Consider the following 20,487-nt stretch of genomic DNA (forward strand, 5'->3'; position numbering starts at 1 on the left):
CTATGAGCAAGATTGCAGCCCTCCTGGCCGAAGCTAACCCTGCTGAAGCCCGCATTATGCGCCACTTCGCTGACCGCGCTGCCGGGTTCCGCCCGTCCGCCGTGCGTGACGTCTTTGAGGTGGCCATGCGCCCCGGCATTATCTCCCTGGCCGGCGGCAACCCCGACCTCGACCTGCTGCCCCTTGACCGACTCGGGGCCATGAGCGCCCGCATTATCGAAGAAGAGGGGCTGGAAGTCCTGCAGTACGGCTCAGGTGCCGGCCTTGAAGCCCTGGCCGAGCTGGTGTGCGACTTCATGGAATCGGAAGGTGCCCGCCCGGCGGTCGATGACATTCAGATGACCGCGGGCTCCCAGATGGGCCTGGACCTGGCCACCAAACTCTTCGTCAACCCCGGCGATGTAATCCTGGCAGAGGGCCCCACCTACACCGGCGCCCTGGGCGTCTTCGAGGGCTACCAGGCGGACGTCCGCCAGGTACCCCTGGACGCGGACGGCCTCGACCCCGCCGCCGTCGCTCGGGCTATTGAGGCGATTCGGGCTGAGGGTAAGCAGGTTAAGTTCCTCTACACCATCCCCAACTTCCAGAACCCCACCGGCATTTCCCTGTCGGATGAGCGCCGCGCCGAGCTGGTGCGCGTCTGCCGCGAAGCCGACGTGCTGATCGTTGAGGATAACCCCTACGGCCAGCTCTCCTTCACCGGGGAACGCCGCCGCTCCCTCTACTCGCTGGACCCCGAGAACGTGCTCTACCTGGGCTCCTTCTCTAAGGTATTCTCGCCCGGCGTGCGCGTAGGCTGGATGGTTGCCCCCTTCCGCGTGCGGAAGTTCCTGCAGATTGCGGGTGAGGCCGTGACGATTTGCCCGTCGGTGCTGTCGCAGCGCCTGGTGCTGGGCTTCATGAGCGAGGGCCTGTGGGAGTCCCATACCCGCGCCACCGCTGCCCTCTATGAGGCCCGCTGCAAGGCCGTGCTGGACGCCTGCGAGAAGTACATGCCCGAAGGCACCACCTGGACGGTACCCGAGGGCGGCTTCTTCACCTGGCTGACCCTGCCTGCCGGTGGCAAGTATGAGGACGCGACGGACGCCCTCGCCCCCGCGATCGACGCCGGTGTGGTCTTCATTCCTGGCTCGGCTTTCTACGAGCCGGTAGTCGGTGAGGACGGGGTCGCCCGCAACCCCGGTGCCAACCAGCTACGTATCGCCTTCTCAGCCATCGAGCCGGACGCCCTGACCGAGGGTGTGAAGAGGCTTGCTGAGGTCATCGGGAGCGAGCGTGTGAGCTCGTAAGAGATGGTCGAAGCGGGAGCGGTGAGCGTAGCGAACACCGCTGAACCGTGCTGAAGGGCTAGGAGCGGTAGCCTTGACTGAACCGGATCGAAACCTTCATTGGTAAGTACTTACTTATGAAGGTTTCGGTTGCATGTGGAGCCTAGCCCATACCAAAAATCGATAAATTTTACGTACGGTCTGAAGTGCTGAATTATCCATATATGGTCTAGTAGCATGGCAGAATACTGTTAGGTTTAACTATATGAGTACCTAATGGGTATAGATTGGTTTTGCTAGGCCTGCTGTGGAAGAAAAATTAAGGAAAGGTGAGTGGGCATGAGTTTATTTGATGTAAATGAAGTGAATTTTGTTTCTTGGATGTCCTTTAAGGACTACAGGAATAAAGCTGAAGAGCTAGGAAAAGAAAATATTACTGACAGAAGCCTTAGGTATAGGATTCTGAAAAAAGATGGCAGTCTTGTAGCTGATAATGCAAAAATTAAAGAGCTCATAGTTTCGTTTTGTAAGCATCTCGAAAATGAAGACTTGAATAATGAGTTTCGTTTATATTTTGAGGATAATTATTTTCAAGAAGGCCTTCTGAATAAGGATGGCATCCCCGAGAATCTTAATAATCAGATGTTTACCGGCATTGATCAGTCTAAGCCGCTATTTACTTTTTCAAAATTTATCGAATTTCTAGAGTCTAAAGATTCCAAAGATATCTCGGTTGATAATTATTGGATTGAAGCTCGACTTAACCCCCAAAACCGTAATGGAATTGAGAAGTCTAGGCCCGTGCTCTGCACGATGAATAACGGGGAGCATGGTAAGTCTGGGTGGGACTACTATTGCTTTATGGGTCCGGAAGAAACAATTAGCTATCCTAATTTTGCAGAAAGATTAGATAAAGACAGAGAAAATCCCAGTTCTTTCGGTAATAAATTATGTGTTCCTAACTTCAGTGAAATTTCCCTGAGTGGGCTTCCGGAAGGAAGGGCTGTTAGTGGAAAAAATATTAAATCTCTAATTAAAGGCTTGAATCAATTAGGGTACGGATCTCCTGTTAATAATAACGGGTCAAATCTCCAGCAGATGAAAAAATTTCGGGAAATTGTTGAAGAAAATTTTGCAGATTATGAACTGAAGTCAATGGAGATTAAAGCGGTTCTTAAAGGATCAAGTTCTGACTTGGTGGAAAATTCAAATAATGAAACTAATGAGGGGGAAGTGATGGAATTTTCTGAGCGTGTTGTAAGAGAATTGGAATCGAATACAAATGTGATTGTTGAGGGTGTTGCTGGCGCTGGTAAGTCTCATCTGCTTCAGGAACTGCGTAAGAATGGGGTTTACGGCGAAGACGGCAGCCAGCTTGAGGTTGTAGTTTTCCACCCTTCGACTTCTTACGAAGAGTTTGTTTCCGGTATCCGTCCCAACTTCATGAAAGAGGAAGGGGAGGGGGAATTCGTTTCTCAGGAGGGTGTTTTTGTTGAAATGTGCAACCGGGCAGCCGATACCCCAGATAAGAAATACCTCCTCTTTATTGACGAAATCAACCGAGCCAATACTTCCCGAGTCTTTGGTGACCTTATGCTAGTGCTTGAAGAGAGTAAACGCCAAGACTTTAAAGACTTACCGGAAGCAGGCAGGTCTGGTGCCCTCCTTGAAGCTTCGGTACAAGACATACCAGGGGAATATGTCCGCCTACAAACTCCCATCTATAAGAACGGGAAAGAATATAACAAGCTGGTAGTTCCCTCTAACCTGCACGTCCTGGGCACTATGAATACCACTGACCGTTCCGTGGGCACCATTGACCTGGCTCTGCGTCGTCGCTTCCATTGGATTACCCAGGAGCCCATGAGCGATAGGGATGAACTGCTCACGGCTTTGGAGCTTTCAGAGGGAAAGGAAGAATCAGTTGGTTTAGTGGTTGATTGGTTTATGCATGCTAATACAGTGCTAAAAACTGAAGTTGGTCCTGATGCTCGCCTAGGACATGCCTACTTCTTCGGTAAAGACGGCGACACAGAAGCTATCGCCGAGGCCCTGCTGAACCAGCTCAAGGAAATTGCATTCACTTTCAACATTGATGAAAAGGTTCTTTGGGGTCACAAAGGCCAGGAAACAGACGCTGACTTCTGGCAGAACAATGAAGATAAGAAGAGCATCGGTGCTATTAAGGTCAATGATGTGTACTGGGCTATTAGATATGAGGGTAAGGGCTTAGGCCGTCGCCCTGAGACTGTTAAAAATGTATCTATTGCTAAAGCAGAGGGGTAACGGTTAAGGCAAAGAAGCCACTGAGAAAGCGGATAAATAAGAGAAAATATGCCCGACAATCTACGTTATTTTCGTGTGAGCGGTAGGGGCAACGGTATAGGAATCACCGTGTTGAGGCTGGTGGGGGAAGAAAACCCCACTGGCCCAACCACCCTTACCCTGCACGTCCTCCCCAAAGTCTGGTCAGACTACAAGAAACTTCGAAAAGAGTGGCTCGACGAGGGTAAAGACCGCAAGGAGAAAGACTTCAAGCTCCTGCGTACCCTCCCAGACCTCAGCACCTCAGAGCACGAGGGGAAAGATACTTGGCACAGCTACCTCTACGAGATGGACACCCTCCAACTTTCGGACGAATGGGCTAGATGCCTAGCTGTCGCCACCCCAAACTCCCCCGAGTTTGAAGAGGACACCCAAGAAACTGAGCTCGTAACAGAAGTAAAACAACAAAACGAGGTAGACGACGAGGAAGACGGCGAGGTAGATCCCCTCTGGGAGGAGGTTGCAGCGCCTGGACAAGATCACAGCAAAGTCGAACTCAAGTCGCTAGAGGACGACCAGGCCAAGTTCATGTGGGACATGCTCTCCCACTACGACCAGCACCCCAGCAGGGTTGCTGGTCACCGCGACTTCCCACCATCAGGTATGGATCTTTTCCCCCATATTCCTGCTATGCGTGAAGTTTTTTACGCCCAGTTCGTACGCTATGCCCGTGAAGCTGTTCGCCACCGTAAACCCACCTTCTTACCTGTTCAGGAAGAGCTGGGGTTCGTGCGGGGACGCATGGTGCCAAGAGGGCTCGTTGACCGTAAAGTCCAGCGACGGATGCCTATCCTGTGTGAGTTTGATGCTCTCACAACCGATAGTTACATCTGGCAGGTCATTCGTGCCGCTACCCAGCTTGCTGCCACCAGCAACAACCAAAGAACCCTGGACGCCGCTGTTGAAGTTGATGCCCACATTCGAGATGTCCGCCTGATTCAGCCTTCAACACTCCTGACGAGCAGAATTGCCGCTAATGAACTAGCTCGGCTGAGCACAGACCTGAAGAAGGCCTACTTCCTGGGACGGGCAATCATCAGTGAACAGTTCGGTATCGGTGCTGAAGAACCCCTCACAGAGGGAGGCGTCATCGCCAACATCAAATACACCACCAGCGATCTGTGGGAAAAGATTGTTGCTGGTTACATGCAGCGAAGTATCACAGGGGCTAAGGTTCATGAGCAGGAGAAGCTCTACCTCTACTACGCAAACAAGGATAAGAAGAGCCATACGGGAAGCCCTAAGAAACCCGATATTGTTGTCTCCAAGGAGCAACAAACAGTGGTTTTTGATGCTAAATACAAGTTTGCCAAGAGTTCAATTACTGAAGCAGGCATGGGCGACCAGTACCAGCTCACTACCTACTCCTACCGGATGGGCTGTAGTGCATTTTTGGTCTATCCCCAACAACGATCTGCCTGGCGTAGTTTGACTCTAAAAGAAAATTGCCTGTTATTACCGCCTCCTGGTTACGGTTATGTCGAGACAGAAGAGGATGAAAGTTGGCATCGTATTGGCGTCCTTTCCCTGCCCTTCCCCAGCCCAGGGGGCTCTGGTTTCACTCTGAGTGAGGATTACAGAAGCCACATCTCCGAGCTCTTGAGCGGTTCTTAACCCGGTAAATCCTAACGAATGTGCCACTTACTCCCGAGCGGGGCAGCTAGATGCCCACACTCGGGAATAAGTGGCACATTCGCTTGCTGGTTTACAGCAGCCCTACCATCTCCCAGACTTCACCCCTCATGGGCAGGTGCATCAGGACCCGGGAGGGGGCCGCCCCCGTCAGGTCTTCAATCACCCGAGAGTAGATGCCCATCTGGCCGACATAATCGTTCTTGATCTTGCTCTCAGGATCCTCACCTGGGAAGGTCTTATGGTCAATCACCACAGTCTCAACCCCGGTAGCAGTGGGGCGGATCAACAGGGAGTCAATCCACCCAGACACTGACTGGCCAGAGTCGTTGCTCCAGGTGAATGGAACTTCTGTACGTTCCTCCCACCCAGCAGCAGCCGGGTACTCGGCTTCAACCCAATCCCTCCAGCGGCGAGCGGCGTCAAGCAGTAGCCCAGAAGAGATAGCGCCACCTACACCCCAACGGTCAATGATGCTCTGGGCAATATTGAGCTGATCCGCTTCGCTCAGACCCTTGAGGGGCAGGGCCAAAAAACCGTGGACGGCGTTACCCACCGCGTCCCAATGCTGCCCACCATGATCCATCAGGGCCGGGCCGAGCGGGGGCCCCACCAAGACGACGTCAACAGCGGCTTTCTGCGCCTCGGTAGCTTTCACCATGCTCGCCACAAAACGAGCGGGTAGGAAGTCACCGGCGATCTCTGAGGACTTTGCCCGGCCGTCCTCGAGGGCTGCGGTGAGGGGACGGTCAGTGGACGGGACAAGTGCTTCTGCGGCCTGCCCAAAATAGCGGAGGGTCACGGGCACTGAAGGAACCAATTTTTGTTTTTCAGATTCAGCCTTGGCCGTAATCCAGAGCCTAGTTTCCCCTTCTGCCGGAGTTGGGAACTCGTAGGCTGGGTTGTGCCGCAGGACCATACGCTCAGATGAACCCTGGGTAGATTCTGTAGGCTGATTAGTGCCTGGACTGGGCAGTTCGTCGCCCAGGCCGAAGAGCAGTTCTACCTTGCCTCCATCAGGACGGCCGTAGAACAACTCAGGCATGGTCTTGAGGAAATCACTGGTTTGCGCTATCACGGTACGCTTCTTTGACCGGGTGAGGGCCACATAGTAAAGGCGTTGTTCTTCAGCGATTTCTGCGTCAAGCCGGGTGGTCTGCGTCTTGTGGGTTTCAAGCTGGGGCCCCAGACGTTTATAGGCATTGGAGCCCCGTTTGAAGCCTATGGGCCAGAAGCAGATGGAGCGGCCTGCGAGCGGGTTTTCGAGATCGAGGTCTGAAGCTTCGTCAACCCAGGACCCGCCAGCAAAGAATTTACCGCCAGCCTCATGTTCCGTAATGGCAACGTAAACGTGGTCCCATTCGAGTCCCTTAGCCTTGTGCATGGTCATGACGGTGACCGAGTTTTTCTGCTGGGGGAATCGGGAGGTGGGGGCGTCCTTGCCGCCATTTAGGGTATCTAGGTAGCCCTGGAGGGAGGCAACCCGGCCGGCTGCTGCGGCTTTCTCCTCGTAGGCTACGGCCACCTGGACGGCACCGTCGAGCGCGGTAAAGCGGATGCGGGGGTTGGTCCAGGTGGAAATGAGCCGGGGCAGGTCAAGGGCGTCGATGGCTCGGCGGACGAAGTCGGAGGGAGCAAGGACGCCGGTGTAGGCGGAGAGTGCCCGCAGGCCAGCGAGGGTTTCGTGGCTGCCCCACTGGCTAAATAGCTCCCAGCGGGCATTTTTGTTGGGGCAGGCTGCCAGGTCGTTGAGCCAGGTCTGATGGGCGGGGTGGTCCGGGAGAATGCCGATGAGTTCGATGAGGGCCTTGCTATCTGAAGCGTCCTGGGCGTAGGCCAGGGCGGCGCGTAGGGCAAGAAGCTCCCGGGTTTGTGTCAGGTTGTAGTGGTCACCGGCTACCGGGATGCCCAGGGCAGTGAGGGAGTTAAGTGCTTTTTGGACGTCCTCGTTGGAGCGGACGAGCACGGCCCGGCTGACTTGCTTCTCGCCCTGGGCCGCAATCTCTTCGGCGATACCGGCTGCGAGTAAATCGAAGACGTCGGCTTTTTGCTGAGTGGAATCCTCGCCTTCAGCAGGGGTCGGGCGCCAAATCTGGACCTCACCGCCTACTTGCGAACCATCAGCCAGTTTTTCTTCGGGCACCATGAGGATCACGTTGTCGGGTTCAAGGACAATGTGGGGTACAAGAGCGCGCGCGAAAACCTGGTTGCTGAACTCCAGGGGGACCTGGCTGGTACGGTATGAGAGGCCTAGGGTACTGATAAGATCTTCAGTTTCACCACCTTGGTTGTTGGTAATTTCCAGCAGTTTCTCGAGCGTTGCATTCATGAGTTCCGGATCAGCCCCGCGGAAGCGGTAGATGGACTGTTTGGGGTCCCCTACCCACATCACCTCATCTACATGCTTGGCTAACTCCATGAAGACGGCCAGCTGGAGGGGGCTGGTGTCCTGGAATTCATCGACGACGAGTATCTTGTATCGGTCAGCGATAGACTTTTGCACTTCCTTTTTGTCGCGGAGAAGTTTGAGGGCCAGGTGCTCCTGGTCGATAAAGTCAATGAGGCCCCTAGCCTTCTTGTAGTCTTCGTAGGCGACGAGGGCGTCAGCTGCGGCCTCAAAAGTAAGCTGCGTTGCCTGTTTTACCAGCTCATGGAAACTTGCTTCCTGATAGGCACTAACTTCAAGTGAAAATTGCCGGTCAGAAAGAGTAGTTTTGAAGACCTTTTGGGTGGCGTTATGAATCCATTTGATAAAGGGGGTGGAAAGAATCTCATCCCTACGCGCCAAGTCCGCTGAGGGGTACTCAGCTTGGGCCTTTTGTGCTTTGGCGAGCCCGGCTTGAGCTTTCTGGACGGTGTTAGAGGCTCTTTCGAGATCCTGTGCGTACCCTTTCGTTGTTTTCGGGTTTGCTTCTAGGTTGTGAAGGACCTCTTCAGCTGCTGCAACAGCCTCTTCTAGAGCAGGTAAGCATTCTTGGAAATAGCGGTGACCGAAGTCCTCTTTGCTTGCATCGCCCAAGGCCTCGTGAAGGGACTTCCAGCTAGCTTCAGCAGAAGCCCGGAGCTGGTCAGCACCGATATCGTTAGTTCGGGCTAGTTCGCAGATTCGGCGGACGGCAGATTCCCAGGTTCCGTCGGCGAAGCTCTTGGATTCTCTCTCGTACCCCAGGGATTCCAGTAGCTCACGGTTTTTGCTTTCAACCGCGTAGAGGGCTTCCTCGGTGGCGATGCGGAAGGCTTCTTTTTGGGAGTCCTCGTCCAGGACGGACAAGTCCGGGTCAAGGCCAGCGTCAATGGAGAAGATCTTGACAATCTCACCGGTTACCGAGTTGACGGTACCGATCAGGGCAGAAGGTAACTCCTGGGCCTTCACGAGAAGCTGTTTTTTAAACAGCTCCTTGCGCAGGCGCCCTCGAAGTTCGGCGGCAGCCTTTTTGGTGAAGGTCGTAGCAATAATTTGAGACGGAGTAATTGCGCCGCTCTCAAGACGGGTGACCAGCTGCTCCATAATCGTATGGGTCTTCCCAGCCCCCGCGGAAGCGCTATAAATTGTGAATTTTGAGTAGTCAATCGAGCTCATCGGAGGTCTCCCTTAGGGCCGGTAATAGTGGAGTAATTGGGGTACTGGTTGTGGTTGGTGGGGTAGAAGCCTTCATCCTTGACAGCCTGAAGACGCTGTGTGAACCCCTCAGAGCGGGTTTCTAAATCATCGAGTTCAATCTGCCGGGCCTGCTCTTTTTTGAGAGCTATTGCTTCTTTGGTGCGGCCCTTGGCGGTGACGCCCACGTCAATCCGCTGCTTCAGCTCAGTTCGGTAGGTGTCAATGTTGTAGACCCTGCCCTCCTGGAGGTCTTCAAAGACCATACCCAGGTGCCGGATGAGCCTGTTCCAGAGCTCGGACGTGCTCCGGCTAGTTTCGAGAGCGCCCTGGAATTCCTCAGACGCAGAATGCATCTGAGCTTGCTTGAGGAGGAAATAGCCGAGGGGGACGTCGTCCATCGCCTGCCCCAGCCCTGCGTTTTCTACCGCTGCTGCGTAGGTCGCTAACTGTGTGGCCTCCCCCTTCTCAACGTAGCCAGGGAACTTCTTGGCCTGTGTTGAGGATCCCGAGTACTTGAGGTCGATCACGCCCCGGCGCTTGCCATCTCCGCCGGGTAGCTGGACGACGACGTCCTGGTAGCCATTGACCAGGACCCGGTGCTCGCCACTGCCAACGGGGATATCCAGCCAGAAACCCTGTTTGTTGCCGAGCTCCTGATCGCCGAGGGGAGCCTCCATTGCAGAAATGCGGATATCCTGCTCAGCAAGGAGGGCAAAGAAGGTGCTCAAGGATTCAACGACTTCCTCCCGGCGCAGATTCTTTTCGCGCAGGGAACCAGGAAGTTGGAGTTCAGCTGCCATGATGGGCAGTAACTCATCGTACTTTTGCCCAATCAGCTCAGGAGTAGCAACCACCAGGACGGGCTCAGACGATTCCCCTTGCTGTTCCCGGAAAATCTCTTCAGCGATACGGTGCATAAAGGTACCCACCATACGGTTGCCCGTCGGGACATTAGCGCTATCGGCCTCCTTAACCTGCAGCGGGTATTCCAGGAGCCACTCGAAAGGACGGGACAGCAGCTTCGTCATCTGCGAATGGGAGAGCGCCTCGGGCAGCAAGTCAGCATTGAAGTTAACCTCAAACTCAACCTCGTCGGGAACCTCAAACTCGGTTGCAGCGGGGAGGGAAACCGGAAGCGGCTCCTCGCCATCTAGCCGCCAGAGTACCGTATGCGCCTCATCCTGGACAGCCGGACGGGGGTCAGAGAAGAAACTATCAACAGGAGTTGGTTCCATCTCTGGAATAGGGCCCTGCCCCTCATGCGCAGACTGCCAGATAAAGGAAACCAGGGACGCCAGTTCTATCTCTTCGTGTACGGTCTCACCCGCCCGGGTTTCAGGGTAAACAGCAAGAACCGTACTGAACTTTTCGATAGCTGACTGCTGGGCAACCAGGGTCAGGCGGGCAAGACCCTGGGCAGTAGGGAAGCTAAAACCGCCCTGGCTGTTAACGGTCTCAAGCTCAGAATCGATCAGGGGAAAGTCCACGTTAACGGTCTCATCGAACGGGGCCCACCAGAGCAGGAAACCATCGTCCTGCCCCTCAAGAGCGGCAGGGGCGGTTGCTGCAACTACCTGCGGATTAGCTGCTCGGGCACTGAGCCGAAGACGGCCGGAATCAACAGTGGATTTCACCAGTTCCATCAGCACCCGCGACGTAACATCGGGCATTGAGGTGAGTACTTCAATGACCGTGGTGACCTGGTTAAGGGCAGCCTGTAACTCAGCTGGCACGGTAAGTTTTGTTCCACTCTCAGAGGTGGAAACTTGCTGGGCGCTGCCCTCTGCCGCCTGCTCAAGATTAAGCGAAACGGCCTCCCCGCCCGCGTCCTGGGCTGGGCTACCCGGTACGCGGGTAATCGAGTTAAGTCGCCTCTTCAACCACTTCAAACGGTCTATAACAAGGTCTTTGTTGAGGGGCTTATCGGTGGGAGTGTTCAGATCAAGTGCAAGAACTTGGCCCTCAAACTGGCCACGCACCATGTCATCGAGGGTACGCGCCAGCTCAGCGTTACTTGCCCGCGCCTTTCGCCTTGAAGGGTCTTCCCCCTCCGGGCCAACGTCGAACCGAGCCACCGCAGCCTTCCAAGCAGGGCCACCCACCCCAGGCTCCCGGCTCAGAGCCTCAATAAAAGCACCCGTAACCCCGGGGGAAACTACCGGGCAACGCCGGGTGCGATCCATGGAGGGGAAACTCATCAGCAGAAAATCGAGGAGGGAACGGACATCATGTGGCTGGGAAATTGCCGCCAAAAAAATCCCGACGACATCACGGTTCTCAGCGGTGCGCGCACCCAGCTGGGGAATATTCCGACGGGTCAGTTCCCGATCCAAAATATCCGTTGGGGAACCTGCAAGAACCGCTGTCGGACTGTCCGCACGACTAGCCATAATGCGGGCCGCTACGGTGGCGGCCTCCCACTCAGTTGCTGCTGAATACAGCCTAAAATCTTTCAGATTTTTCTGGGGTCTTGCCTGCTGGACCTCAACCCCTAGGGCTTTAAGGGAAGCCAGAATATTCTGGTAAACATCGGGTAGCAGGGGACTATGACTGCTCTCTTCTGCAGGGAACCCAGCGCAGGCATGGAGTCTTATCGAACCGATGCCGAGAGGCCAAGCCCGGGCAGGGTCACCTGCCATCTCTTCAAGACGCTGGGCCACGGCGCTTGCCATACTGGAGAAATGAGTGAGCCACCCGGGCTCGCGAGCTAAGGCAAGCTCAAGAGCATTAATTGCACGCAGACGCTCTGACGCGTCGGGGCTTATGTTTTCAACAGGCTGCCAGCCGTACCGGGCAAGAAAATCACGGAGGGCAAGCAGCTTGCGAGCCGTCCCCCAGGGATTGACCGAGAAAGACTCCGCATACCAGGTGTTGGGATTTTCAGCTATTTGGTCTTTGAGTGCTTGATGATAGCGGAGGACGCGCTGTGCCTCGTTCTCGTCCGCGCCACTCATACCGAGTCGGGTTGCCAGAAGCGCAATAAGACCTGACGGCCCTACCGTGACCTGGTTCAGGGACTTACCGGTGGATGCAACAGCGTCTAGCTCCCAACCGAAATCGATACGAATGTTGGGGGGTAGGTTAGTCATGGAATCTCCCTAGAATGACATGAGGTGCGTTACATATATTGTAGATCGTGGGCTTATATAGCGAAGCCAAACCTCGATACGTTATCTACTTGAGTTTTTACGCGCAGTATTCGCTTACTTATGCACCTTTTCGGGCGCGTCCTTACCCGCCGTAGTGCCCATCACAGCGATACCCTAAAAGCAGGGAACCACTCGACTCCAACTCGCACCGGGAGGCACTATGCTGACCTTCGAAACCCTCGAAGAGAACATCATCAACTACCGCTACCCCTACGGCACTGACCTGACTCTGGCAGACCTCATTCAAGAAGGCGGTAACGCCCCTGTCCGTCTTGAACTCACGGCGTCCTTCCCTGACGGCACCGACCACACCTACGTGCTGCGCGTCGTTCCCGGCACGACGCTGGGGGAGTCTACGAAAGACGGTGAACCCTGGGATTTCTCCATCCTTGGCTACGAGTACCCGCTGGGAGGGAGCCTCGATATTCTCGAGGTTGAAAACCCGCTCTTTCAGACCTACTGGTTCGACGCCGTCCTACGAGAACACGCTGAGGCGCACCTGGCTGCAGCAAGCGCTGCTAACCCGGCGTCGAACGACAACCGCTTCGGCGGCACTGATCTCACCAGCCAGCTGAACCGCGTTGAAAAGAACATCGTCGAATTTGATGACCGCTACGTTGCTATCGGCTCCCTGTACGGCAGGGGCGGCATCAAAGCGTGGTTGGAGCAGCACACCCCTCATCAGAGCCGCGGGTGGGAGTTTTACAGGGTTAATACCGGTCTGATTCCTCAGATTGAGGGTAAGGATTACCTGATTCTTGAGAGCGTTAACACCGACGCAGACCATGGCCCTGACGACCCCAAAATTACCTACCCTATTCATGCCATCACCGCAGATGCTACCGCCGATGATTACACCCTCAGGCTGACTCGAGAGGGCGAAGAGCGCGCCGTCCGCCCCTACCTGGGTTTCCGCTTGGACGGTCAGGAAATCACCCACTTTAACTCCTTCGCGGTGCTCAGCTACGACCGGGCTGCACCCCTGCTGACCCCTGCCCGCGACGAAGATTTTGAGGACGGCGTGTGGCTGGCTGTACGAGCCCCCGGCCTGCCTATGGTGCTGCTCTTACCGCCTGACAACGCCATTTTGCATCTCTATATTGACCAGGACGGCGCAATGACCGTGCTTGAGGTCTGCAACTTCGACTACACCCACCTGGACCTGCAGAAGACCGAGATGTTCAACCGCCGCTGGGGAGCCTACCTCGATGAGAACACCGTGATTTCCGATGATGCTCTCGCCGCTGACATCGCTGCCCTACACGCTGAACTTGAGGAAGGACGCTAAGCCATGACCACAGTATTGACCGAGCAGAAACTAGACCACGGCTCGTTCATTCCGGGCATTGAAGACCTAGGAGATGGCGGCAATCTACGTTGTTCCTGGAATGACTCGGTGTGTACTGACACCGTGGAGTACCGGCTGGAGTACCTTCCCCACTCTGGCGAGGCAGCCGGGGAATTTGAGACTTTCTGCCCCCGGCATTATGTGCTGTCGCTAGCAAAAATGCTCGAAGACCACGACCGTTTCTGCGACGTACCCATTATTCAGCACCTGCGCTCCTACGGGCCGCTTGAGGAGCCAATCAAGACGGGGTTCTAGACCGGCCCTTTTCGTGAATGTGCCACTTATTCCCGAGCGGGGCAGCTAGACCCCCACACTCGGGAATAAGTGGCACATTCGCGTTGGGGTGCTTGCTCCACCTCCCGTTAACCTCCCTACCCCATACTGGTGTCATGCGTATTTTTGCTCATCGCGGGGCGTCCGGAACCTGCCCTGAAAACACCCTTGCCGCCTTCACCGCCGCCGCCGACTCCGGCGCGACCTGGATCGAAACCGACGTTGATCTGGCCGCCTGTGGCACGCCCGTCCTGATTCACGACACTGACCTTGACCGCACCACCAACCTTTCCGGCCCCCTCTACAACTACACTGCCGAGCAGCTTTCCGGGGCGGACGCCGGTGCCTGGTTCTCGCCCGACACGGCGGGGGAGCCGGTGCCCACCCTGGCAGCGCTCATCGACCTGGCCAATGAGCGCGGGCTCAACCTCAATATCGAACTGAAATCCAACGAGCAGGGGGCAGAGCGCTCCCGCCTGCTGATTGACCGGGTAATCAACGAGCTGGCCCGCCTGCAGCCGGAGCGGAAGGTAATCGTCTCCTCCTTCAATCACCTGCTTCTGGCCGAGTTTAAGCGCCGCGCCCCGCAGTATGCGGTGGGGGCTCTCTTCGTCACCGAGATGTTCCAGCCCGACTGGCGCTCCGTGCTAGAACTCATCGATGCTAGCGCGGCCCACCTAGAAGACCGGGGCTTGACCCGCGCCACCGTCCGCGCCCTGCGTGAAGCCGGGTACGAGGTTAACGTCTGGACGGTCAACAGCCCCGCTCGCGCCAACGAGCTGAAAAATTGGGGCGCCACCGGTGTCTTTACCGACTACCCCGAGCGGCTACTGCACCTAGAGGAGTAAAGCGTGCCCGCTCTCACCGCCGCCACGCGGTCGGGGCGCGGGCGCTCGCACCCATGGTCTTGATAGGCTTGAATTCCATGGTGAACAAAATTGGTTTTGACCGTGAGAAGTACATCGAGATGCAGTCTCGACACATCCAGGAGCGCCGCGAAGAAATAGGCGGCAAGCTCTACCTCGAAATGGGTGGCAAACTCTTTGACGACATGCACGCCTCCCGTGTGCTGCCCGGCTTCACACCCGACAACAAGATTGCGATGCTGGAGCAAATCCGCGATGAGGTAGAAATTCTTATCTGCCTCAACGCCAAAGACCTGCAGCGCAACAAAATCCGTGCTGACCTGGGCATCACCTACGAGGACGACGTGCTGCGCCTGGTCGATGTCTTCCGCGACCGCGGCTTTCTGGTCGAGCACGTGGTGCTTACCCAGATGGAGGACGACAACGCCAAGGCTGTTGCCTTCAAGCAGCGCCTAGAGCGCCTGGGCCTGAAAGTCTCCCGCCACCGCGTCATTCCCGGCTACCCCACCAACACCGACCTGATTGTGAGCGAGGACGGCCTGGGCCGCAACGAGTTTGCCGAAACCACCCGTGACCTGGTGGTTGTTACCGCCCCCGGCCCCGGGTCTGGCAAGCTGGCAACCGCCCTGTCGCAGGTGTACCACGAGAACAAGCGCGGTGTGAAGGCAGGCTATGCCAAGTTCGAGACCTTCCCCATCTGGAACCTGCCCCTAGAGCACCCCGTCAACCTGGCCTATGAAGCAGCCACGGTTGACCTGGATGACGCTAACGTCATCGACCATTTCCACCTGACCGCTTACGGCGAGTCCACCGTCAACTACAACCGCGACGTTGAGGCCTTCCCCCTGCTCAAGGTGCTGCTGCAGAAGATGACCGGCACCACCCCCTACCAGTCGCCCACCGATATGGGTGTGAACATGGCCGGTAACTGCATCACCGATGATGCTGCCTGCCGGTACGCTTCTGAGCAGGAGATTATCCGCCGCTACTTCAAGGCCCTGGTGGACGAGGCCCGCGGCGGCCTGGATTCTACCCAGTCAGATCGCGCCGCCGTAGTCATGGCTAAGGCCGGTATCAAGGCAACCGACCGCCCGGTCGTCACCCCCGCCCGCCTGCGCGAAGAGACCACCGGCGCCCCCGGTGCGGCGATCGAGCTGGCAGATGGAACCATCATTACCGGCAAGACCACCGACCTGCTGGGCTGCTCGGCCGTTGCCCTGCTTAATGCCCTCAAGCACCTGGCTGGCCTGGACGACAACAAGCACCTGCTGTCGAACGAGGCCCTGGAACCCATCCAGCGCCTGAAGACCCTGCACCTGGGCAGCCAGAACCCCCGCCTGCACACCGACGAGGTGCTGATTGCCCTCTCAACCTCGGCAGCCCATGACGAGGACGCCCGCAAGGCCCTGGAGCAACTGAAAAACCTGCGCGGGGCTGATGTACACACCACCACCATTTTGGGCTCGGTGGACGAGGGGGTCTTCCGCTCCCTGGGCATGCTGGTTACCTCTGACCCCAAGTTCCAGAAGAAGGCCCTCTACCAGAAGCGCTAGGCTGCCCGCCGTCCTGAGGTCTAAGGTCCACTTAACCCCGTACTTAAGCGTAAAACCCCGCACTTAACTGCGGGGTTTTACGCTTAACGACGGGGGAGGAACCCGGGGTACTAGCCGGTGTAGGTGGCGTCGTCGACGGGGGCGCCCCAGTTGACGAATTCGCCGTCCTCGTTGAAGGGGGTGACGGCGATGTGGGTCATGGGCCCGTCGCTGGTGGCTCCGTGCCAGTGGTTGACGCCCGGTTCGAAAAAGAAGGCCTCACCGGGTGTGAGGGTTTGGGGCTCCTGGCCTTCGAGCTGGTAGACGCAGATGCCGGAGGTCACCACGATGAGCTGGCCGACGTCGTGGGTGTGCCAGTTGGTGCGGGCTTCAGCCTCGAAGGTGACGGCAAGCGACTGTAGCTGGCTGCTGGGTGCCAGGGGGTGCATATAGGCCTGGCCGGTGAAAGAACCGGCAGGGGCAGGCTTGCCCTGCGGGAAGAGCTGATCTGAGGGAACGGATGATGCGGTCATGGGGTCCTCCTGAGGGTTTGGTGAAGCAGGCTCGCAGCGAAGCTGCTGGCATGGGGCTGGCATGAATCGCCTTGTGAGCGCTAGCGAACCGGGCGAGAGGGTCGGCAGTGAGCGCGAGCCTGCAGAACCTTTTGCTGAGCCCCATATGTATTTTACGGCTCTCCTAGCGCACCAGGGTAGCCTGCTTGAACTCGGGGTCAGGCGCGCAGGTGACCGCGTATTTAGTGGCGGCGAGCTCGTCAATTTTGACCACGTAGTTCTGGGTCTCAAAGTAGGGTGGGATGCCGCCGAATTCCTCGACTGCGCCGGGCCCGGCGTTGTAGCCAGCTAGAACAATATCCTGAAGCGAAGCTTCATCCGATACATAGGGGGCTAGGCGCTCGGAAAGGTAGGCCAGGTAGCGGCCCTGGGCGGCGATGGAGTCTTCGGGGCTGTTGATATCGCCCTCGCCCCAGATGTCCCAGGTGTCTTGGGTGAACTGGGCTAGACCGTGGGCGCCTGCGTGGGACTGGGCGGTGGTGACCCAGCCTGACTCGGTTTCTAGCTGGGCTGCCAGAACGCCTGCCCGGAAGCCAGAAACTTGGGCTGCAGCTTCAATATCGTCCCGCAGTTCTGTGGGGGCGTAGGTCAGGTCGGTTTGCCCGCAGTAGTCCTCGTAGGTAGCAGAAAGCCCCACGACACCGGCCGTCATCAGCACTGCTGATGCCACAATCTGCCAGTGCGCGACCAGTCCTGCGCCGATGCGCAGGGCTAGATTGGGCTTGGTGCGTTCACTTGTCATCAGGTCAAGACTACTTGAAAACTCTCCTACCCGTCAGGTGCTCACCTGCCCTACACGCCCTAGGGTGATGCACCCAACCCCGGCACTGGGGGCTACTGCCAGATGCCCGCTGGTGGCGGCGTCCGCGACTTTAAGCCAGCTCTAGCTGCCGGCGACGGTGATCTGCCCGCGGGCCCCGCGTTCGGCGGCGGCAAAGTTGTGGTTGACGAAGGTGTAGGTGCCCGGCTCGGTAAAGACCATCTCAACGAATCCGCCCTGGGCGGCTGAAAGGTCGAGGGCTTGGGCGCCGCCCCCGCTGGAACCAAATGGGTCTACGCCGCCCTGTAGCAGGTAGCCACCCTCCTTATAGACCGTGTCGAACTGGCTGCCGACCACATGGAAGCTCAGCTCACCGTTGGGCCCGGCGTTGAGTACCCAGATGCGCACGCGCTCGCCGACGCGGGCAGTGAGTGGGTCGCGTAGGTATTGGGTGGCGTGCCCGTTGAAGAGGGTGAGAGTAGGGGTGCCAGCGGCCAGCCCCTCGGGCGAGATATCGGTGAGGACGCCCTCGCCCGGCTCCGCGGCGGGATTCTGGCTACCGGCAGCTTCGGTGAGGGCTACCTCTGACTGCACCAGCAGGTATTCGCGGTCTACCTCGGGCAGGTCGGCGGGGTCGATGATGACTGCCCCAAACATGCCCGCTGCCAGGTGGGTACTCATGGGCATGGTGGAGCAGTGGTAGAGCCAGATGCCCGAGCGCACGGCTTCAAAGCGGTAGGTGAGGGATTCACCGGGGGCGATGGTGCGCATAACCTCGTCGGGGGAGACGGTTCCGGCGTGGAAGTCTACCGAGTGCCCCATGCTCCCGTTGTTGACGAGTGTAATTTCAAAAATATCGCCCACGCGCCCGCGCAGGGTGGGGCCCATGTAGGAGCCGTTGAAGGTCCAGGCGTTGAGGTTGACCCCGGGGGCAATTTCGCGGGGGAGTTCCTGCACATCCAGGGTCTGGCGGTGCACGGTGCGGCCGTCGATGCTTTCACCGTCGGCTACGGGAGCCAGGGTGGCGTCGCGGGTCTGGTAGCTTTCAGAGATATCGCCCTGCAGGTCAATATCGGTGGGGGCTAGTACTGAGTCGGTCGACCCGCCGGTGCTGTGCCCGGCGTGGGCTGAACTATCGGCGGCGCTGGTGCCCGCCTGGGCGGCGTCCGCCCCGCTTGCTACCACCGTGAAGGTCATACCCATGGCCTTGTGCCCGACAACCGAGCACCAGCCCTCTAGGTCACCGGTGATGATGCCGACGTCCACGCTCTTGGTTGCCCCGGGGTCGATGCGGCCGGTGGAGGTTCCGTTGGAGAAGGTCAGGTCGTGGGCGTTCTTGGTGTCGGTGTTGGTGACCTCAATGACCAGGCGGTTGCCCACCGGCACCTCCACGGTATCGGGGGTAAAGCGCATGTCGGCGGTGGCTTCGACGGCCAGGGTGGTGGTTTGGCCGGTGGCGATCCCGGCGGACGTGGGCGCGGCAAGTCGGGCGCGGGCCGCCGGGTCAACCGCGACCCCTAGGGCTACGATCAGAGCCACAGCCAGGGCACCGATGAGGGCATTGCGCAGGTGGGGTACGGGAGTCGGCGCGAGCGCCTCGGGGTCGGGGGTGGGCGCCTCGCCGCGGGCTCGGGCCTGAATCATGGCCTTGCGCGCACTGACGGAGGCCCGCACCCCGCGCATCATGAGGGGGATGAAGGCGAAGAGGGTAAAGGCTCCGAGCAGGGAGGCGCCGGTGCGCACCCAAGAGCCGGTGAGGGAAACCGGCAGGATGAAGATGAGCAGGGAGAGGTTGACCATGACGGTGCGGCCCGCAGCGAAACGGTTGAACTCCTTGTTAGCGGCGCGGACGGCCTTGGGGCCGCCGCCCATACGGGCGGGCAGTAGGTAGGTCATGGCACCCAGCAGGGTCTGAGCCAGGAAACCGGCAACAAATATGGGGGTGACCGGGCGCAGGGTCAGGGAATCAAAGGGGGAGGTAGCGACCAGATAGGCAGAGAAAAGGACGCCCGCGGTCAGCCAGACCATGCCGGCAGCTACCGAGAAGGTTGCGTAGTCGGCAGGCTTCTTGGCGGCAGCGGTGCGCACCATGAGGGCAAGAACTAGCCCCAGGGCACCGGCGTAGAGCAGCAGGCCGGTAACAGCCAGCCAGGTGAGACCTGCCAGGGCACCGGTCACGGTGAGCCCCAACCCCGCGCACAGGCCTGCCAGGGCGCGGGTGGAGCGGGCAACGGCGTCCGGCACCATGACCGTGCGCAGCATGGTCGGCCAGAGGGTCATCAGGGTGCCCACCACCGTGATACCCACAAAGCCCAGCACATTGATAGCCTCGTGGGCCAGCAAAAGACGACCGTGCCAGGTGGCACTCAGCCCGTCATAGGCCAGCAGGGCACCAAAAGTAGCGCCCACCGGCAGCAGCCAGGAGGCCGCAATGTAGTAGCGAATCGTCACCCCAAAGCGGGCAGGTAGGGCAGCACGCATCTGCTGTAGCAGGGCAACCCCGTGCCAGGCCACCGCAGCGCCCACGCCCACCGATCCGAGCACCGTCAGCGGGTAGAGAGAAAAGACCACACCCACCATCAGCACCACCATCGAGGCGTTGAGGGCGTAGATACGGGCCAGCTGCACCGGTCGAGCGGTGTCGGGGAGCTTGTGCTTGAGCAGGGCCTCGGTGAAATGCTGGGACCACACCAGAATCGAGTTTGTGATGAGACCTAGGGTGACCATATGAACCATCAGCCAAAGAGACTCTGGAATCCACCGGTGGGTCATGAGCACAATGAACAGGGCGAACATCCACAGGGACACCGGCTTAGAAGCCCTGCGGTGCCAGGTGCGGCGGCCGGTGGCGATATCGCGGGCCTGCCGGTCGGTGATAGGTGCGCCGGGGGCATCGAGCGGACGCGCCCCCAGAGTCAGCTGCTCGCGGTAACCGGGGCGGGGGGTGGCGTCCTTATCTGGCATCTCTACTCCAAAACTTGTATGCGTAATGCTGATTATATCAGTGTGGTTTTACGATGAGATAGCTAAGCATTGGGCATACCTCTGCCTATCGACCCTCTTGCTCCTCGCCTGGGGGCTCGTCGCAATTCACGCCAGCCCCGGCCAATAGGCTTCGGCATGCCCAATGCTTGCCAGTAACCGCACCGGTAAACTGAACA

The 20,487-nt window shown here is 58.0% G+C and carries 12 protein-coding genes; 7 read left to right on the forward strand and 5 right to left on the reverse strand.

The features are described 5' to 3' along the window. The first annotated feature begins 2 nt into the window (after window positions 1-2). From L7A20_RS06855 to L7A20_RS06865, 3 genes are all read left to right on the forward strand, one after another. Window positions 3-1,289, forward strand: coding sequence for a PLP-dependent aminotransferase family protein (locus tag L7A20_RS06855; protein ID WP_237222883.1), 1,287 nt, complete (start codon window positions 3-5; stop codon window positions 1,287-1,289). 318 nt (window positions 1,290-1,607) lie between these two features. Then, window positions 1,608-3,554 (forward strand): McrB family protein, encoded by a 1,947-nt coding sequence (locus L7A20_RS06860; RefSeq protein ID WP_237222884.1) that lies wholly within the window; start codon window positions 1,608-1,610, stop codon window positions 3,552-3,554. 48 nt (window positions 3,555-3,602) lie between these two features. Beyond that, window positions 3,603-5,207, forward strand: a complete 1,605-nt coding sequence (locus L7A20_RS06865; RefSeq protein WP_237222885.1) for an McrC family protein — start codon at window positions 3,603-3,605, stop codon at window positions 5,205-5,207. 91 nt (window positions 5,208-5,298) lie between these two features. Here L7A20_RS06865 and L7A20_RS06870 read toward each other — a convergent pair whose 3' ends face one another. Continuing rightward, on the reverse strand, window positions 5,299-8,805 hold the full coding sequence (locus tag L7A20_RS06870; protein ID WP_237222886.1) for a UvrD-helicase domain-containing protein: 3,507 nt from the start codon (window positions 8,803-8,805) through the stop codon (window positions 5,299-5,301). After that, entirely contained in the window at window positions 8,802-11,915 is a 3,114-nt protein-coding gene (locus tag L7A20_RS06875) for a PD-(D/E)XK nuclease family protein (protein ID WP_237222887.1), read from the reverse strand. The genes L7A20_RS06870 and L7A20_RS06875 overlap by 4 nt, the downstream gene beginning before the upstream one ends. 220 nt (window positions 11,916-12,135) lie before the next feature. Between L7A20_RS06875 and L7A20_RS06880 the strand changes: the two genes are divergently transcribed. The 4 genes from L7A20_RS06880 (at window position 12,136) to L7A20_RS06895 (ending at window position 16,015) form a co-directional block, all read left to right on the forward strand. Further along, window positions 12,136-13,263, forward strand: coding sequence for a hypothetical protein (locus L7A20_RS06880; RefSeq protein ID WP_237222888.1), 1,128 nt, complete (start codon window positions 12,136-12,138; stop codon window positions 13,261-13,263). Between the two features lie 3 nt (window positions 13,264-13,266). Beyond that, complete coding sequence (locus L7A20_RS06885; protein WP_237222889.1) at window positions 13,267-13,578, forward strand: hypothetical protein; 312 nt, start codon at window positions 13,267-13,269, stop codon at window positions 13,576-13,578. Between the two features lie 134 nt (window positions 13,579-13,712). Next, entirely contained in the window at window positions 13,713-14,444 is a 732-nt protein-coding gene (locus L7A20_RS06890; protein ID WP_237222890.1) for a glycerophosphoryl diester phosphodiesterase, read from the forward strand. A 77-nt stretch (window positions 14,445-14,521) separates the two neighbouring features. Next, entirely contained in the window at window positions 14,522-16,015 is a 1,494-nt protein-coding gene (locus L7A20_RS06895) for a DUF1846 domain-containing protein (RefSeq protein ID WP_237222891.1), read from the forward strand. A gap of 110 nt (window positions 16,016-16,125) precedes the next feature. Here L7A20_RS06895 and L7A20_RS06900 read toward each other — a convergent pair whose 3' ends face one another. From L7A20_RS06900 to L7A20_RS06910, 3 genes are all read right to left on the reverse strand, one after another. Continuing rightward, window positions 16,126-16,527 (reverse strand): cupin domain-containing protein, encoded by a 402-nt coding sequence (locus tag L7A20_RS06900; RefSeq protein ID WP_237222892.1) that lies wholly within the window; start codon window positions 16,525-16,527, stop codon window positions 16,126-16,128. A 163-nt stretch (window positions 16,528-16,690) separates the two neighbouring features. Beyond that, window positions 16,691-17,308 carry a lytic transglycosylase domain-containing protein gene (locus tag L7A20_RS06905; RefSeq protein WP_237222893.1) on the reverse strand — a complete coding sequence of 206 codons (618 nt, stop codon included), beginning with the start codon at window positions 17,306-17,308 and terminating at the stop codon, window positions 16,691-16,693. Window positions 17,309-17,449: 141 nt separating this feature from the next. Beyond that, window positions 17,450-20,290: a multicopper oxidase domain-containing protein gene (locus L7A20_RS06910; protein WP_237222894.1), complete on the reverse strand. Its 2,841-nt coding sequence runs from the start codon at window positions 20,288-20,290 to the stop codon at window positions 17,450-17,452. Window positions 20,291-20,487: the final 197 nt, after the last annotated feature.

This window comes from Rothia nasimurium (genome assembly GCF_928381415.1).
Lineage (GTDB): Bacteria > Actinomycetota > Actinomycetes > Actinomycetales > Micrococcaceae > Rothia > Rothia nasimurium_H.

Bases quoted from the DNA above. Each gene is read 5' to 3' on its own strand.
- L7A20_RS06870 (WP_237222886.1), bottom strand. From the start codon at position 8,805: ATGAGCTCGATTGACTACTCAAAATTCACAATTTATAGCGCTTCCGCG.
- L7A20_RS06880 (WP_237222888.1), top strand. From the start codon at position 12,136: ATGCTGACCTTCGAAACCCTCGAAGAGAACATCATCAACTACCGCTAC.
- L7A20_RS06860 (WP_237222884.1), top strand. From the start codon at position 1,608: ATGAGTTTATTTGATGTAAATGAAGTGAATTTTGTTTCTTGGATGTCC.
- L7A20_RS06905 (WP_237222893.1), bottom strand. From the start codon at position 17,308: ATGACAAGTGAACGCACCAAGCCCAATCTAGCCCTGCGCATCGGCGCA.
- L7A20_RS06865 (WP_237222885.1), top strand. From the start codon at position 3,603: ATGCCCGACAATCTACGTTATTTTCGTGTGAGCGGTAGGGGCAACGGT.
- L7A20_RS06900 (WP_237222892.1), bottom strand. From the start codon at position 16,527: ATGACCGCATCATCCGTTCCCTCAGATCAGCTCTTCCCGCAGGGCAAG.
- L7A20_RS06885 (WP_237222889.1), top strand. From the start codon at position 13,267: ATGACCACAGTATTGACCGAGCAGAAACTAGACCACGGCTCGTTCATT.
- L7A20_RS06855 (WP_237222883.1), top strand. From the start codon at position 3: ATGAGCAAGATTGCAGCCCTCCTGGCCGAAGCTAACCCTGCTGAAGCC.
- L7A20_RS06890 (WP_237222890.1), top strand. From the start codon at position 13,713: ATGCGTATTTTTGCTCATCGCGGGGCGTCCGGAACCTGCCCTGAAAAC.
- L7A20_RS06910 (WP_237222894.1), bottom strand. From the start codon at position 20,290: ATGCCAGATAAGGACGCCACCCCCCGCCCCGGTTACCGCGAGCAGCTG.
- L7A20_RS06875 (WP_237222887.1), bottom strand. From the start codon at position 11,915: ATGACTAACCTACCCCCCAACATTCGTATCGATTTCGGTTGGGAGCTA.
- L7A20_RS06895 (WP_237222891.1), top strand. From the start codon at position 14,522: ATGGTGAACAAAATTGGTTTTGACCGTGAGAAGTACATCGAGATGCAG.